11 protein-coding genes are annotated in these 16,566 nt (G+C 64.0%); 4 read left to right on the forward strand and 7 right to left on the reverse strand.

Going from position 1 to position 16,566, the window contains the following annotated elements:
• Positions 1–4: 4 nt before the first annotated feature.
• Together FJ434_RS21250 and FJ434_RS21255 are read right to left on the reverse strand one after the other, a co-directional pair.
• The gene (locus FJ434_RS21250; RefSeq protein ID WP_140751116.1) at positions 5–1,627 is read right to left on the reverse strand and encodes an FAD-binding oxidoreductase; all 1,623 of its coding nucleotides are present in this window, start codon (positions 1,625–1,627) and stop codon (positions 5–7) included.
• 181 nt (positions 1,628–1,808) lie between these two features.
• Positions 1,809–2,051 carry a DUF1344 domain-containing protein gene (locus FJ434_RS21255; RefSeq protein ID WP_015316128.1) on the reverse strand — a complete coding sequence of 81 codons (243 nt, stop codon included), beginning with the start codon at positions 2,049–2,051 and terminating at the stop codon, positions 1,809–1,811.
• 85 nt (positions 2,052–2,136) lie between these two features.
• Here FJ434_RS21255 and FJ434_RS30320 point away from each other — a divergent pair, with 85 nt between their 5' ends.
• On the forward strand, positions 2,137–2,988 hold the full coding sequence (locus tag FJ434_RS30320; RefSeq protein WP_246678358.1) for a DUF2314 domain-containing protein: 852 nt from the start codon (positions 2,137–2,139) through the stop codon (positions 2,986–2,988).
• A gap of 17 nt (positions 2,989–3,005) precedes the next feature.
• Here the strand turns inward: FJ434_RS30320 and FJ434_RS21265 are convergent, their stop codons facing one another.
• A complete protein-coding gene (locus tag FJ434_RS21265) occupies positions 3,006–3,959 on the reverse strand; it encodes a DUF3137 domain-containing protein (RefSeq protein ID WP_181166049.1) in 954 nt (317 codons plus the stop codon).
• Positions 3,960–4,048: 89 nt separating this feature from the next.
• Positions 4,049–5,092 carry a CapA family protein gene (locus FJ434_RS21270; RefSeq protein WP_140751112.1) on the reverse strand — a complete coding sequence of 348 codons (1,044 nt, stop codon included), beginning with the start codon at positions 5,090–5,092 and terminating at the stop codon, positions 4,049–4,051.
• A 159-nt stretch (positions 5,093–5,251) separates the two neighbouring features.
• On the opposite strand from FJ434_RS21270, the gene FJ434_RS21275 reads away from it, so the two are divergent.
• Complete coding sequence (locus tag FJ434_RS21275; protein WP_140751110.1) at positions 5,252–6,508, forward strand: hypothetical protein; 1,257 nt, start codon at positions 5,252–5,254, stop codon at positions 6,506–6,508.
• A gap of 26 nt (positions 6,509–6,534) precedes the next feature.
• Here FJ434_RS21275 and FJ434_RS21280 read toward each other — a convergent pair whose 3' ends face one another.
• From FJ434_RS21280 to FJ434_RS21290, 3 genes are read right to left on the reverse strand one after another with little or no spacing between them, the layout of a single operon-like run.
• The gene (locus tag FJ434_RS21280; protein ID WP_140751107.1) at positions 6,535–7,467 is read right to left on the reverse strand and encodes a hypothetical protein; all 933 of its coding nucleotides are present in this window, start codon (positions 7,465–7,467) and stop codon (positions 6,535–6,537) included.
• A complete protein-coding gene (locus tag FJ434_RS21285; RefSeq protein ID WP_140751105.1) occupies positions 7,467–10,151 on the reverse strand; it encodes a hypothetical protein in 2,685 nt (894 codons plus the stop codon). The genes FJ434_RS21280 and FJ434_RS21285 overlap by 1 nt, the downstream gene beginning before the upstream one ends.
• 51 nt (positions 10,152–10,202) lie before the next feature.
• Complete coding sequence (locus FJ434_RS21290) at positions 10,203–11,072, reverse strand: protein-L-isoaspartate O-methyltransferase (RefSeq protein WP_140712432.1); 870 nt, start codon at positions 11,070–11,072, stop codon at positions 10,203–10,205.
• 528 nt (positions 11,073–11,600) lie between these two features.
• Between FJ434_RS21290 and FJ434_RS21295 the strand changes: the two genes are divergently transcribed.
• Positions 11,601–13,199 carry a DUF2778 domain-containing protein gene (locus tag FJ434_RS21295; RefSeq protein WP_140712434.1) on the forward strand — a complete coding sequence of 533 codons (1,599 nt, stop codon included), beginning with the start codon at positions 11,601–11,603 and terminating at the stop codon, positions 13,197–13,199.
• Positions 13,200–13,327: 128 nt separating this feature from the next.
• Positions 13,328–16,495, forward strand: coding sequence for an excinuclease ABC subunit UvrB (uvrB, locus tag FJ434_RS21300; RefSeq protein WP_140751103.1), 3,168 nt, complete (start codon positions 13,328–13,330; stop codon positions 16,493–16,495).
• Positions 16,496–16,566 lie beyond the last annotated feature (71 nt).

Below are 16,566 nucleotides of genomic sequence, written 5' to 3' on the forward strand. Positions count from 1 at the left end.
ACTGCTAAGCCGTCCCGCTCAGCGCCTTGATGGCACGGTAGAAGGTCGAGGAAAACAGTTCCGTCGGGTCATAGTGGCGCTTTGCCGCCAGGAAAGCCGGCAGCTCGGGATAGGACGCCAGCAGCTCCTTGGCCGTATAGTGCAGCTGGTAGGGCAGGAAGAATCGGCCGCCATGCTTGATCGTTACGTCGATAAGGGCCCGCGTCAGCACGCGCATCCTGGTATTGCCATCGGCATCGGCGGGCTGGTTGATATAGAGCACCAGCGAATAGGCCGGCTCCGGCGCATAGGTCAGCGCCACGTCCTCCTTGTGGACGATGCGCACCGAGGCGTTGAGCACCGGCAGATCCTGGTTGCGCAGGATCTCGCGCGCTTCCGCGATGAATTCGACGTAGGCGGCGCGAGGAATAAAATATTCGTGCAGTATGTCGGTCTCGCCCATGAGGTTGTTGAACAGATACGGCACCGAATCGTGCATCGGGTTGTTGCGGGTGACGAGGCAGGCCTCGCCCTCGGCAAGCGCGGAGGTACGCGGCACCGTGCAGCTCTCGAATTTCGGCTCCAGCGTCTTTTCGGTGAACCATTTCAGTTCCTGGAACGCACTGCCCCATTTGGCCATGTTCATGATCGCCCGCTTCAGGCCGACGCCATCGGGTTCGCCGAGCGCCGGCTGGTCGGCGGGCGGCTGCTCCGCCACCTTATCGTAGCGGTAGACGATCATGTCCTCGAGGAAATTGCCCGGCGCGGTCGACAGATGGCCGTAGAACAGGCCGATGTCCTTGTTCGGCTCCAGCACCTCGACAAAGAATTTCGGGAAATCGTCGGACTTGATGATCTCGCGCGAGGTGCGGTAGACGGCATTGTCGACGATATCGAGCGTCGCCTCCAGCACCACGCCGAACAGGCCGTAGCCGCCGACGACATGGCGGAACAACTCGCTGTTGTCGGCTGGCGAGCAGGTGGTCACCGAACCGTCGGCCAGCATCACCCGCATCGAGCGGATCGAACCGGCCACCGAGCCTGCCTGATGGTCCATGCCATGCGCGTTCACCGACAGCGAGCCGCCGACCGAAAAGATGTCGGTCGACTGCATCGCCTTCACCGCGAAAAGCGGATGCAGCATGTTCTGGATGTCGTGCCAGCACGCGCCCGGCTGCAAGGTCATTGTCTTGGCCGCGGCGTTCACCGTGACTTTGTTGAACTTTCTGAGGTCGAGAACCAGCGCATTGTCGTCGAAAGCATGCCCGCCCATCGAATGGCGGATCGCCGCCAGCGACACCTTCAGCCCGGTGGCGCGCGCGAAGGCCAGCGCCCTGGCGATGTGTTCTTCCTCGCTGACCTCGACCATGCCGTAGACCGGCGTCCTCGACAGGCCGCTGGCGTCGTTGATGTCGCCGCCTTTTGCCAGCCAGGGCAGCGACGGATCGAAGGCCGGCGGGCTGGCGATCGGCTTCAGCGGCAGCGCGATGCCGTCTATATCGGCGATGCGTCCGGTGTTCTTCGGCCCTGACGGGCCACGCGCCAGCCGCGCCACGGTGGTACCGCCCCACAGTACCGCGCCGCCGAAAACAGCCGCCCCCAGCAGCAGCCGCCGCGACAGGCGAAATCCCCTTTGTTCCTCGGCCATGCGGATCCCCCGTCAGCCAAGGAATAGCGCGGCCTTTTGGCAAAAACCATAGCGGCGCTGCCGGAACGGCGTTTTACCACCGTCGTCGCCTGGCGGTGAGTGCCCAAGGTAATGAAAATGGCCGGTCCCCGAAGGAACCGGCCAGATTGGAGCAGGGTCTCAAAAGTCCGGTCAGCAGTCGCTATGAAGCCTTCTTGATCGACGTCACCATGCCGGTCTTGTCGTCGACGGTCACCGCCACCTTGGCCCCAACCTTCAGTTTCCCGACCGACGCATCGGGCGACAGCTGGTAGATCTTGCCGTCGTCGAGCGTGACCGACTTGGTTGTCGGATCGACCGCCTGGATGGTGCCCTGAACGGTCGCGGCATAGGCCGTGCCGAGGAAGGCGAGCAGAGCGGCGGTGGTTGCGAGGGTCTTCTTCATGGATAGCACTCCGTGCTGTTTCGGTTTTCCGGTACCGCTTGGGAGAGAGCAGCACCGAACGGCCCGAGACTGGAACGAGACAGCCATGATCGGCAAATCACGTTGGGTGAATTTTCGCAAAGGATATCATAGGCTTAATTCCGACATATTGTCCGCGGCCGACATCATTTCAGGCCGCTTCGGTTCCCCCGGCGAGCGCATTTCTGTTCGCGAAAAGAGTCGTTTAGACGGATTGTGGCGAGCGGTTGCGATCACGGCGCGGCCGCCGCAATCCGTCTCGAGCAGCATCACGAAACAGACGGCCGAGCGGTTATCGATACACACTTTGTGTCATGGATCAGTTCGGATCGCCAAATTGAATTGGACGAAACTCGCGCTCCGGTTGCAAATCTGGAACGGATGCCGGATGGTGCGCCGTTACCATGAAGGGGGCCTTTCCATGAAGCTTGCAGTCCGATCCATGATGTCCTTGATAATGCTGGCGTGTGCTCCGGGATCGGCCGGCGCGCAAGCCGCGAATCCGAACGATGACAAACCGCTTATGTTTGCCACGGACGACCCCGAGATGGCGACGGCCACTGCAAAGGCTCTTGCCAGCCTGGATGAGTTCCTGGCCCTGGCCGGAACGCCGCCCTCGGGGACGGACAGGTTCAAATTGAAGGTCGAGGTGCGCGATGGGGATATCAGCGAGCACTTCTGGGTCATCCCGTTCCAGCGTACCGAAACAGGGTTCGTCGGCATATTGGCAAACGAACCGGCAGCTGTGCGCAATGTCGTCCTCGGCCAGAACATAGAATTCACCAGGGACGATATTTCGGACTGGGGATACAGGCGCGACGGGCGGCAAGTCGGTAGCTTCACCGTGTGTGTGATGTTCAAGAGGATGTCGAAGGAAGAAGCGGACTACCTGCGCGACAAATCCGGTTACGATTGTTGATCGTTTGCCCAACCGGACTAGCTTGCGCCGATCTTGCGCACCAGTGCCGCGGTCGCCAGCATGGCACCCAGGTCCGAAATCATCGGTGCGACATGGCTGGCGTAGTCGAGCGGCACCGAAATATCAGGTAGCTCGAAAAAGTTCTTCGGTTGCGGCAGGAGCAGAAAACCGTCGCTGCCGTTGAGCGCGACACGCGCGGGCTCGTCCGGCCAGGTTTCGCCGAGCCATTTCAGCGCTTGCGCCAGCCGGCCGGTCACCAGCGGCCGCGCCGCCTCGACATTGTCGGTGCGGAACTCATAGGCGGCGTCAAGCTCAGGCACGCCGGACGGCAGTTCCTGCATCCTGGTCGCGAACATGCCGCGGAAAAAGCCGATGACGCCAGTGGCACGTCGCGCCGCGACCAGTATTCCAGGAAACGGCTCGAAGGCCTCGAAAGCGACGATGACGCCCTTGAACGTGGTGGTCTTGTTCTTGGTGGCGCCCCTGTCCCAGAGATCGGCTTCGTACAGCTCGAAGGCAAATCCGTCATAGCGTCCTGAGATGATGTCATCGAAGCGGCTCATGGTGAAACCGCCGACCGTCTCGCGCGGCAATCGGTCAAAGGAATGCGGCGTCACGTCGTGCTGGTAGCGCATATCCCCAATGAAGCCGAAGATGATTGGCAGCAGCGTCTGGCGAAACGATTGCTGCAGCCTCGCCGCCGGCCTGATTGCCCTGAAATAGACCACGATCGCCACCACCAAGCCGATGCCATAGAGAAACACATGCGGCGTCGAGAACCATTGCTCGTTGGGATCGGCGACCTTGTTGAACAGCCAGGCAATGAGCGCGACGAAGACGACCACCAGGCCAACGAACAACGGCACGCGCCACTTGACCCCGCGTGCCACCGAGGCCCTTGTCGCTTCGTAGGTCTCGATGTCCTTCTTGATGGCCGCGATGTCGGCCGCGCCCGGCATGAAAGTTTCCATTGCCATCCCCCCGCTGCCGAAGCCCGCTTTGCTCCATTATGATAGCTGCTTTTGCAGGAATGACGCCAGCCGGATAGAGCGGTGATCCCTTATCCCCTTGTGTGAGAAGGGAAGATTGCGCCCAGCCGCCCTTCGACCTTTCCCCTTATCGAACTCTCCAATTCCTCCACCGACACCAGCCGCTCATGGTCGCCCACGCGTACCCGCATGAATGGATGCAGCCCGTGGGCGGCGATCCTGCCGCGCGTATCGGCATCGGCACTCACATCGACGACGAAAATCCCGCCGATCCGCCCCGGCCATGGCTGGCGGGCAAAAGCGGTGCCGAGGAAATCGCCGAGCCCATAAGCGACGATCGCGTCGCCGATCCGCTCCACCGGCTGCACGACATGCGCGTGATGGCCGGCGATCAGCCCTACGCCCTGCCCGGCCAGCCGCCGCGCCAGCGCCCGTGTTCCGGCACGCGGAAAATGCCGAAATTCCCAATCCCAATGCGGCACGGCGCAGAGGAGGTCGAAACGATCGCGCGGCCAGCCTGTCGGGTCGCTGTCCATCGACACGCGACCGGCAAACAAGCTCTCGTCGGCGTTGCGCCACAGCGTGAAAGCAGCGAAGCCGACATCCAGGGGCCCGACTTTGATCGACCGAACCGGACCATTGGCGGCTAGGCCGATGGTGCGGATATCGAGCCGCTTCAACGCGGCCACCGTCACGTCGAAACCGGCGACGCCCTGGTCGAACACATGATTATTGGCCAGTGACAGCACCAGTTTTTCGCGCCCGATGCCGACCGCCGCGAGTGCCTCGGCCAGAAAGCGTTCGCTCATCGCATGATGCGTACCGAGCTTTGTCCCCAGCACGGCGCTCGGCCTGTCGACAACAGGGCTTTCGCAATTGCCGATCACCAGGTCGGCCGTGCCCAGCAGCGCCTTGATCGCCGGATCGCAGTCCGGCGCGCCCCGGTTGGCTACCGCCGAGATGTCGCCGATGAAGGCCAGCCGCACCGTCTGTCTCGGTGGCGGGTCCATCAGCGTCCCCGATGCCGGCGCGAACCCGGTGGCGTCACCGACGAGCGACGGTTTCAGGAAATGCGGCAGCCAGGACAGTTTATAGGAGAGCGGATAGTTCGACACGGCGCGCCCAATCGTTTGCCTTGTCTAGACTGTCCAGCGGGCTGGTTGAAGCCGTCGGCAATCAACGATGGCAATCAACGATGTGGACAGCGTGTCGGCGCCGACAGGCGCGACATCGTAAATCCGTGTATGGTCGCTGGCGACAAATGGGAGGGAAAAATGACGCGAATAGCAAGCCTGCTGGGATCGGCTTTCATTCTGCTCGTGCCACTGTCGTCCGCATCGGCCGCCATGCCGGAAGCGGCAACCGCCTTGTTCGAGGCAAAAACCGTAGCCGCGCGCGACGCCGCGCTGTCTACCCTGGAAGCGGCCGCGCCGAAAGATCCGGCGTCCGCCTATGCCGCCGGCGCCGGCGAGTTCTTCACGGCGCTGGAATTGCTGGCCAGCGGCCTGCACCGCCATGGTTTCGAAAGCCCGCAATCCTTCATGCTGCCACTGATGCAGCTGCCCGTGCCGCCCAATCCCAAACCCGAGCCGCTGGCCTATGAAGAGTTCCGCGCCATACTGGTCGCGTTCCGCGACCGGCTGGGAAAATCCGCCGCGACACTGGGTTCGGTGCCGGCCGATGCCGATATCGGCACGGTCATCGACCTCACCCATGTCGGTATCGACCTCAACGAGGACGGCACGATCGCGCCGGATGAAAGCATGGCAGCGATCATGGCCGCGCTGTCGCATGGCGGCATGGCGCCGGACGGCGCCGCACCGGCGCTCACTTTCCGCTTCGATCGCGCCGACGGCTATTGGCTGCAGGGCTATGCCGAGTTCCTGATGGCGCAGGCCGATTTCTGGCTGGCGCATGATTTCAGGGGCACGTTCGACGGCTCGTTCCACATGCTTTTTCCGCGCGCCAAGCTGCCGTTGCAGGACATCCTCGTGCCGCCGCCAAGTGAGATGGGCTCGAGCATCTTCTCCTCGGAATGGCGCATCGCCGATTTCATCTCGATGGTGCACATGATCAACTGGCCGGTGATCGAGCCGGAGCGTCGCAAGGCGGCGCGCCAGGAGCTGCTCGAAATGATCCGGCTGTCGCGCGAGGACTGGAAGGCGATCCGCGCCGAGACCGATAATGACCGCGAATGGCTGCCCGGCCCGCAGCAGAAGGGCGAAAACCCGCTCACTGGCCTCGAAGTCGGCGAGGAGCAGGTCCAGGCCTGGCTCGCCACCTTGACCATGGCCGAGGATCTGCTCGAAGGCCGCGCGCTGCTGCCGCATTTCCGCATCACCGGCAAGGGCATCAACATGAAGCGCTTCTTCGACGAGCCAAAACCCTTCGACCTCGTGCTGTCGATCACCGGTCCCGGCATCGCCCCTTACCTCGAAACCGGCAAGATCCTGACCAGCGAGGATTTCGATCAGATCCAGCGCCAGTTCGGCGGCGGCGGGTTCTTGACGTTCGCGCTGTGGTTCAACTGAGCGCGCAATGAGGCGATGGAGGTGCCTCAGCGCGCGAACCCGTGCAGCCGGGCCAGCAGCCACTGCAGTGGATTGCCGACAAAGGCCCGCGTGACGAAGGTGTCGTGCGCAGCGTCCGAGGCAAGCAGGGCGACAGTGCCGGCTTCGAGGCGGCGCGGTGGATCGGAACTGGCATCTATACCGTGGCCCGCCAGCAACCGCCTGATCTCGGCATTGCCGGAGGCCGATGATTTGCCATAGGCGCTGACGAAGAAACTCTTCCTGTGATGCGCGATCCAGTCGGCGAAGATGCCGGCCTCGTCGAAGACGGCGTCGAGCAGGATGACCCCGAGCAGGCGTCTGCCGATGTCACCATTCCCGAGCACGGAAGCGGCCGGATTGTAGCCGCCGCTATAGGCGACCATCACCACCGGCATGGCCTCGAATTTTGCCGCCTTGGCGCCGGTCAGCGTGGCCAGGCCTTGCGCCGCCTCGGCCATGAACTTGGCAAAATAGCCTGGTGTCCAGAAATTGCCGGCGCTGGAATCCTGCGCGTCGCGGGCAAATTGCGGCGCCACCAGCACGGCGTTGAGGCCTGAAGCCTCGACCTGCGCGACGACCCGCTGGCGCCCGACCACGTCGCGCTGCAAGGTCGCGCCATTGCCGTGGAAGAACACCACGATGACAGCAGGCCTGGCGGGATCGAACCCTTTGGGAATCGCGAGCAGCGTCGAGCGATCGGAATAGGTCTCGTCTTCCCAATAGATTCCCCCGCGCGGCGAGGTGTGACCGTGGCGGCCGTTCGCATCGACGTCGAGAAACGGCCCGGAGCCGTCGGGCAGCTTGCCCCGGTACGGAAACGGTGACGCCTTGAGCGGCACGATGGTCGAGACCGCCTTGTGCAAGCGCGCCCCCTGGCTTGCCGCCGGAAACGCCGCCGTGGCCAGCAGTCCGGCGACGATGGCGCGCCGGTCCGGCATCAGGCGGGCACCACCCGGAGAGCGGGCGCCTTCGATGGCAGGAGCACGGCAAAGAACGCCGGGATGGCAACGACATAGGCCATCGCTGCCCATTGCAGCACGGCACTGAGCCCGAAGCTGGTGGCGACGATCGGCACGGCGGCCGAGCCGATGACCGAGAAACAGCCATTGATGCCCCAGGCCCAGACGAACAGATGCTCCTTGCCCAGCCGCGCCAGCCAGGTCATCGCGGTGGCCATCGGCATGCCCATCAGGAAGGCCGGCGGCGACACCAGCAGGAAGCAGAGCAGCAGCCGCACGGCATAGGGATAGGCGCCGATCCGGTCGAGCACGGGCGACAGATAGAACCCGTAGGCCAGCAGCAGCACGCAGACCGTCAGCAGCACAACCGGCAGCAGCGTCCTGGCGCGGTCGAAGATGCGCTCGGCGAACAGGCTGCCGAGGCCGGAGAACACCAGCATCGAGGAGATCAGAACCGAGGCCGAGACGGTCGGGTTGGCCAGCGCCACGGTAAAGCGGCTGATCAGCCCGACCTCGACCATGATGTAGCCGAGACCGAGGCAGGCGAAATAAAGGATGGTGCCGAGCTTGCCGCGCGAGCGTGAGAACACGATGCGCCAGCCGAAGATGACCGGCAGCAGCACCAGCGATGCCGCCGTGATGCAGGCAATGCCGAGCGTCGCCCAGATCAGGAGATAGCCCCAGTCGTCCTGGAACAGGTCGAGCCGGTCGAGCGTGCGCGGCAGGTCGGCGACCTTCACATAGGCGGCGAAATAGGGTTGGTCGTTGCTCAGCGCGCGCGCGTCGAAGACATAATCGTTGGCGAGCTTTTCCCAGCCGCCGGTCAAAAGCGCGTGCCAGGTCATGCGCTGCAACGCGGTCGCAGGCAGCACCTGCGGACCGGCATCGGCACCGGCATCCACACAAGCATCGAGTGTCGGATCGGCAGGCGCCGTCGGGTCGCAGTCAGGATTTGCAGGCGCTGACGCATCGGCGGGCTGGGTCAGCGTCGCGTCCTGTCCGCTGCCGAAGATCGAGGCGCGGTAATCATCGAGTACCTTTTGCGCCCCCGAGCCGTCATAAACTATTCCTGGATAGTAGACCTCCTCCCAGGACATCGATTTGGTGTAGTCGCGCAGCGTCTTGATTTCGGCCTCGGTGAAGCCGCCGCGCTTGAACAGCACGGTCGTGGTGGAGAGATAGCTCGACACGGCGAAGATATCGTTGGCGGCACCTTGGCGGTCGAAGGTTCTGGCCGCTTCGGCGACGGTCGAATAGAGCTTGAGCACCGATTTCGGCGGCTCTTCCTTGTTCCACAAGGTGATCGACAGCACGCCGCCATCGGCAAGCGCGTGGATGTAGCTCAGCATCGCCTCACGCGTGTAGGCATATTTCTCCGAAATGGCGAAGCCGCCGGGATTGGACAGGCCGACGCTGTCGGCGAGGCTGAGGTCGATGACGTCGTAGCGCTCCGCCGTGTTGGCGAGGAACAGGCGCCCGTCATAGTCGATCACCTTGATCCGCGGCTCGGCCAGAATATTGCCGGTGACGTCCCTGAGCACGGAATCGCGAAACGCCCGCAACGTCATCGGGTTGCTTTCGGCGACGGTCACCGATGTCGAACCGGCATTGAGCGCCGCTTGGGTGGAGATGCCGCCGCCGAACTGCACGACGAACGTCTTGGGCTTCTGCTTGATGACATAGGGATAGTGCATCGGCAGATAGCGGAAATAGACCTGCTCGGCCGGCGCCAAGTTGCGCATGATGCCTTCCGGCCCGTCGCCGTCGCGATACATGCCGACATAGGTGTTGGCCGGAACCTCGGGCATGCCGAAAGCGGCGTTGTCGCTCAGGCCCGGCGCGAAGTGCATATAGGAGCTGGCATAGACCTGCAAATCGCCGAACGGCGAGACGCTGCGGTAGATGCGCTTGCCGTCGGGGAAATTGCGGGCATAGGCGACACCCTTGTATTGCGAGACGGCGATGTCGGGTATGCCTGTGAGCCCAGGCAGCATGAGGTAGCCGGCGATCGACAGCGCCGCAACCACGGCACCAGCGACAACACTCTTCCAGGCGCCGAACGCGGCGAACCACAAGAGCGAGCCGGCGGCCCACAAAAGCAGCGGCACGACGATGATGGTTTCAGGCGCGAACAGATACAGCGACACCAGCACGACGAGGCCGGCAAGCCCCGAGCCGGTCAGGTCGGCGAAATAGACGCGGCCGAAGGCGGTGCGGCTTTTCAGGAAGACGATGCCGAGGAAGAAGGCGCCGGCCAGGAACGGCAGGAGATAGAGCAGGAAATTGGCGAGCAGCCGCCATTTCTGCTGGGGATCGGAAACCAGGAAGATGGCGTTGAACGGCACCGTCTGGGCGACAAGGTTGGAGCCGACGGCGAGCGGGCCGATCAGCAGCAGGGCCACTGTTGCCGCGCCTTGCCAGTGGCGGTCGAACCAGCCCTTGCCGGCGAAGATGACGACGCTGGACAAGGAGAAACCAAGCATGGCGAGGCTCACCACCAGCGAGCCGAAATGCGACCAGCTGCCCACGGCGAACACCCGCATGACGGCGATCTGCAGGGCGATGATGGCGCCGGCGATCAGCCCGACCGCGAGATAGTGCGCAAGCCGTGGCGCCTCCAGCGGGGCGATGCCTGGTCGAGAGATCGGTGCGACGGCTGCCATTCAGGCCCCTTGGTGCGAAATTCAGCAAGGCCGGTGCCGCCGCGCGGCAACTCAGCCGTTATGCGTACCGACGATCTGGTTGCCTTCCAGCTTGGTGAAGGGCACGAAGGGCACCACCTTGCCGTTGTAGATGTCCGAGCGGACGATGTTGAACGTGCCGTCGGCAAGCTGCTGCTTGATCACCTTGAGCACATGCTGGGCGCCCGGCGGACCGACCGGAATGACCATCACGCCGTTGGGCTTGAGCTGCTGCAGGAGGGACGGCGGGATGTGGTCGATGCCACAGGTGACGATGATCTTGTCGAACGGGCCGACGCTCTCCCAGCCATAATAGCCATCGGCATTGCGGCTGGTGACCGAGCCGTATTCGCTGTAGCCGCGCTCGATCAGCCCATCATAGGTGCGGCGGGTGCGCTGCGCCAGAGGATTGATGATCTCGATCGTGTGCACCTTGTCGGTGAGGTTGGCGAGGTAGGCCGACTGGTAGCCCGAGCCGGTGCCGATCTCGAGCACGGCTTCGCCGAACTGCACGTCGATGGACGTCGTCATGCGCCCGACCAGATGCGGGCCTGAAATCGTCACGCCATAACCGATGTCGAGGAAGGCATGATCATAGGCGCGGCCCATATTCTGCGGCAGCACGAACTCCTCGCGCGGCGTCAGCAGGAAGGCGCGCTTGTTGCGGTCGTCCAGCACGTCCTTGTTGTAGACCATGATCTGGAAGCGATCGAACCGCTCCGCCAGCAACTTCGGATCCTCGCCGCGATTGGCCACCATCCAGTCGATGAATGATTTCTTGTCCTTGAACGGCACCTCCGCATTGCGGTCATAGGCAACCGGCACGGCGGCCTTGACGGCGGCCGGAAGAATGGAAAACGCCGCAGCTCCCGCCGACAGCGCCAAGAAGTCTCGACGCTTCATGGAAAAAGCCTCCAAAAGTGGCCTTTGCCACCTAAAACCAAGCACTTGAACGGATTGCACTGCCTCCCAAAACGAGTCAATCGGCCGCCGGGAGGCGATCCTTCAGGCCGAAGAATTGTGGCAGGACGGCAACACTATTTGCAGGCAGCCGGTGGCATAGCAGCGGCGCGGCCGACGCATGTCGGCGTGCCTCATTGCCGCGGGAATCGCCCGAACCGCCTTTTTGCTAAGACTAGCGAAGGCTGTTTTGCTTGACTCAGCAGGCAAAAACAGGCAGCAAAACAGCCTTGGAAGGGCTGCAATACCGCGTGCATGGTCGTGGACGAGCCTTTTTTCGGCACAAAGTCCACGTCTCTCCATTGGTTTTGAGAGGGATTGGTTAACCAACTTTGTCCATATTTTGAAGCAATCGGCAACTAACGACAGGCGCGGCAAACGCGTCGGGGACCACCTGGGATCACTCACAGAATGGTCGTCGCGGCTATCACAGCCGCGGACGTGGGAGCCGCTTGGAGCAAGATTGGTTGCATGGCGTTCTTGAGTCGTAAAATTGTCGGGGACAGGCGTTGGAGCGGCGAGACCGCTTTCGAAGCGCCACGTGCCTCATCCTTCACCCCTGAACGGGTTGTCCGCTGGGTCGCGGTGCCGGGCGTCAGCGCTGCCGTCGGCCTATGGCTGATCGGCACCATGGCCGGCCTCAGCTCCGTCGGCGCCTCGCTCTCGACGGCGTCGATCGGCCTGCCACAGACGCTGTCCATGCCGGGCACGCTCGCTCTCGCCGATCCGTTGAAACAGCGTTTCCTCAGCTCTGCGGCGCCCTTCGTGACAGCCAATGCCCATGGCGGCGCGCAAGCGCTGCACGACCACGCCGTACAGTGCGGCGCCAGCTGCTTCAAGCTGGCGGCGATAACCTCCAGGGCGGAGAAATCCGGGCGCTTGGTGGTGCAGGCCAAGCCAACGCCGGCGAAGTCGAAATCGCAGCAGCGCTTCGAACTGATGGAAGCGTCGCTGTCGCCGACAAAGCTCGCTGCCGCCTTCGCCGGCGCGGGAAAGCCGGCGGGCACGGCCAGCATCCGTCCCCTGATTTCCAGCCCCGCCCCGCAGATCACCGAGGCGTCCCTCGTGCCGTCCCTACAGGTCATGGCCAGCCTGTCCAATGACATGCCGGCTCCGGCGGCGGAACGTTTCGCCCCCGCCGATACGGGTTCGGTCGTGCAGACCGCAGCGGCGCCGATGGGCTTTGCCCAGTCGGAAACGCCCGACAACGCGCAGTTGGCGCTTGCCCTGGTCGAGTCTCTGCCTGTCGAGGACGAAGCCTTCGCCTCGCCGCTGCCGATGACCGAATCCTCGCCCGACGTCGCGGTTGCGCCGGTCGAGACACAGCAGCAACAGCCGGGCGACGCCGCCTCGCTGCCGGATGCGCTCACCGATGACGTGCCGCTGCCGACCCGCCGCCCGCAATATGACGCGCCGCAGCAGCCCAGGGTGGTGGAAGAGGACAAGCCGGCCGCACAGCCCAAGGCTTTGGAGCAGAAGCCGGCGCCCCAGCCGAAGCCCGTCCAGCAAGCCACGCAGCCGGCCCGGCAAGGCCGGACCCGCGATGGTGGCGACGTGCTGGCCTATGCCAAGCCCGACGTTCCCGCCGGCGGCCTCGGCCAGGCGTTCAAGAACCTGTTCGGCGGCCCGCGCGGCGGCAGTGGCGCAGGCAACGGCGTCGCCGTCTACGACATCAGCGCCGGCACCGTCTACATGCCTGACGGCTCGAGGCTCGAGGCGCATTCGGGCAAAGGCGCCATGGCGGACCAGCCGCGCTATGCCGACCAGAAGAACCGCGGACCGACACCGCCCAACACCTATAATCTGTCGCTGCGCGAGTCGCGCTTTCACGGTGTGGAGGCCTTGCGCCTAACACCGGTCGATGGCCGCAACAAATACAATCGCGACGGCCTGCTGGCCCATACCTACCTGCTTCGGGGCCGCTACGCCCAGTCGAGCGGTTGCGTCGCCTTCAAGGACTATGCGCGCTTCCTCGCCGCCTTCAAGAAGGGCAAGGTCACCCGGCTCGTCGTGGTGCCGCGCCTGAATGGATCGCCGACCCGCGTGGCCGACAACGCGCGCGGCGCCTGACCCCTGCGAGCAGGAAGCGCGCCATACCTGCCCACTCCTGACAGCCTGCTGTCAGGAGCCGCAGCCGGCGGCACGCCTGCCTTCATCGTGCTCTTTCCATTTTCGCCAAGACCTCCCATATTCGGGGCATGGCCAAATCCCCCGATAAAAAAACGCCGCCGACGGCGAATGAGGACCGCGCCGCGCCGAAGCGGCGCAGCCCGCTGACCGATTTCCTCGACGCCTCGGAGCCGCTGCACAAGGGCGGCTTTGCCGAGATGCCGCAGGCCGAACTGTCGGGCACGCCGCTGACTGGCTCGATCGCCGATTGGGCCGAGCAGATCGAGCAGGAGGCCGAACGCGAAGGACGCACCACGGGCAAAGGCGGCGGCGCCAAGTCGCCGAAGAAGATACCCGAGCGGTCCGCCGCGCCGGGCCGCACCGCGCGCGGCACCTCGATGGGCGGCGCCGCGTCGGCCCGCGAACGCACGGCAGCCGGCCTTAATCCGGTCGCCGGCCTCGACATCTCGCTGGAGGAAGCCGAGACGATGTCGTCCAGTAGCGTCACCGCCACGGTGGCCGCGCTCTCGGCGCTGATCGAATCCGGCAATCCGCTGCACAAGGACGGCGTGCTGTGGACACCGCACCGCCCTGCCCGGCCGGAGAAATCCGAAGGCGGCATCGCCATCAAGATGGTGTCGGACTTCGAACCGGCGGGCGACCAGCCGACCGCCATCAAGGATCTGGTCGAGGGCGTCGACAACAACGACCGCACCCAGGTGCTGCTCGGCGTCACCGGTTCCGGAAAAACCTTCACCATGGCCAAGGTGATCGAGGAGACGCAGCGGCCCGCTTTGATCCTGGCGCCCAACAAGACGCTGGCCGCGCAGCTCTATTCCGAGTTCAAGAAATTCTTCCCCGACAACGCGGTGGAATATTTCGTCTCCTATTACGATTATTACCAGCCGGAAGCCTATGTTCCGCGCACCGACACCTTCATCGAGAAGGAGTCCTCTATCAACGAGCAGATCGACCGCATGCGCCATTCGGCGACCCGTTCGCTGCTCGAGCGCGACGACGTCATCATCGTCGCCTCGGTGTCCTGCATCTACGGTATCGGCTCGGTCGAGACCTACACGGCGATGACCTTCCAGATGCAGATCGGCGACCGGCTCGATCAGCGCGCCCTGCTCGCCGACCTCGTCGCGCAGCAGTACAAGCGCCAGGACATCAATTTCGTGCGCGGCTCATTCCGCGTGCGTGGCGACACGATCGAAATCTTCCCGGCCCACCTGGAAGACCGCGCCTGGCGCATCTCGATGTTCGGCGATGAGATCGAGGCGATCACCGAGTTCGACCCGCTGACCGGCCAGAAGACGGGCGAGTTGAAGAGCGTCAAGATCTACGCCAACTCACACTATGTGACGCCGCGCCCGACGCTGAACCAGGCGATCAAGTCGATCAAGGAAGAGCTCAAGCACCGCCTGGTCGAGCTCGAGCGCGCCGGCCGGCTGCTGGAGGCACAGCGGCTGGAACAACGCTGCCGCTTCGACCTAGAAATGCTGGAAGCCACCGGCTCCTGCGCCGGCATCGAGAACTATTCGCGCTACCTCACCGGCCGCCAGCCCGGCGATCCGCCGCCGACCTTGTTCGAATACATTCCCGACAACGCGCTGGTCTTCATCGACGAAAGCCACGTCACCGTGCCGCAGATCGGCGGCATGTATCGTGGCGACTTCAGGCGAAAAGCGACGCTGGCCGAATATGGCTTCCGCCTGCCCTCCTGCATGGACAACCGGCCGCTTCGCTTTGAGGAATGGGACGCCATGCGGCCGCTCTCGGTCGCCGTTTCGGCGACGCCCGGCGGCTGGGAGATGGAACAGGCCGGCGGCGTCTTTGCCGAGCAAGTCATCCGCCCGACCGGGCTGATCGATCCGCCGGTCGAGGTGCGCCCGGCCAAGAGCCAGGTCGACGACGTCGTCGGCGAAATCCGCGAGACGACCGCCGCCGGCTACCGCACGCTGGTCACCGTGCTGACCAAGCGCATGGCCGAGGATCTGACCGAGTATCTGCACGAGCAGGGCGTGCGCGTTCGCTACATGCACTCCGACATCGACACGCTGGAACGCATCGAGATCCTGCGCGATTTGCGGCTTGGCGCCTTCGACGTGCTGGTCGGCATCAACCTGCTGCGCGAAGGCCTCGACATTCCCGAATGCGGCTTCGTCGCCATTCTCGATGCCGACAAGGAAGGTTTTTTGCGTTCGGAAACCTCGCTGATCCAGACCATCGGCCGCGCCGCCCGCAACGTCGACGGCAAGGTCATCCTCTACGCCGACCAGGTCACCGGCTCGATGGAACGGGCAATGGCCGAGACCAATCGCCGCCGCGAAAAGCAGATGGAATGGAACGCCGCCAACGGCATCACGCCGGAATCGGTCAAGTCGCGCATCTCCGACATTCTGGATTCGGTCTACGAGAAGGACCACGTCCGCGCCGACATCTCGCAGTTCACCGACGGCGCCGGCGCCATGATGGGCAACAATTTCAAGGCCCATCTCGACGCGCTGGACAAGCAGATGCGCGACGCCGCCGCCAATCTCGACTTCGAGAAGGCGGCCCGCATCCGCGACGAGATCAAGCGGCTGCGCGAGATGGAACTGTCGATCTCCGACGATCCGCTGGCGCGCGAGGTGGAAGGCCAAAGTCCGGCCTCGGGCCGCGAAAAGGGCAAGCACAACAAGGGCGTGGCCAAGCATCGCACGTTGGAGGAACAGGAACGCTTCCGCAAGCTCGACCAGGCACGCGCCGCCGAAGAGGCGGCCAAGGCCGCCAGGCCCAACCTCTTTCGCAAGCCCGATCTCGACGAGATGGGCGCCGACGGCGCCGTGCCGGTGAAGAAGCCGCTGTTCGCCAAGCCCTCGCTCGACGATATGGGGCCTGGTACCGATATGCCGACACCGTCAGGGGCGGTGTCGCGCTCGCTGTTCAAGAAGCAGTCGGCCGAAGAGGCGCACGGCTCCGATTTCGGCATCCCGGGCGACGCCGCCAAACCGTTGTTTAAGAAGAATTCTCTGGACGAAATGACGGTGCGCCGTACCGAGAAACCGGTAGAGGGAAAAGTGCCGGCGAAGCCACAGCCAATCTCCCCCCTCGTGGGGGAGATGTCCGGCAGGACAGAGGGGGGCGCGAAGGATCGCGGCGACACCGATAAGCCAATCGTCCGTCAGCGCGCCGGCATCGGCTCTTACGAGGACCCAGGCGACGCCCGCCGCGAAAAGCGCCGGCCGGGGAAGACAGGTAGACCGGGACGGTAGCGATCCTTCGCGCCCCCCTCTGTCCTCCAACATGGATCAGCTCTTCTTGCCACCTTGCCAGTCGTGGGATG

It is taken from the genome of Mesorhizobium sp. B2-5-13 (genome assembly GCF_006440535.1).
Taxonomy (GTDB): domain Bacteria; phylum Pseudomonadota; class Alphaproteobacteria; order Rhizobiales; family Rhizobiaceae; genus Mesorhizobium; species Mesorhizobium salmacidum.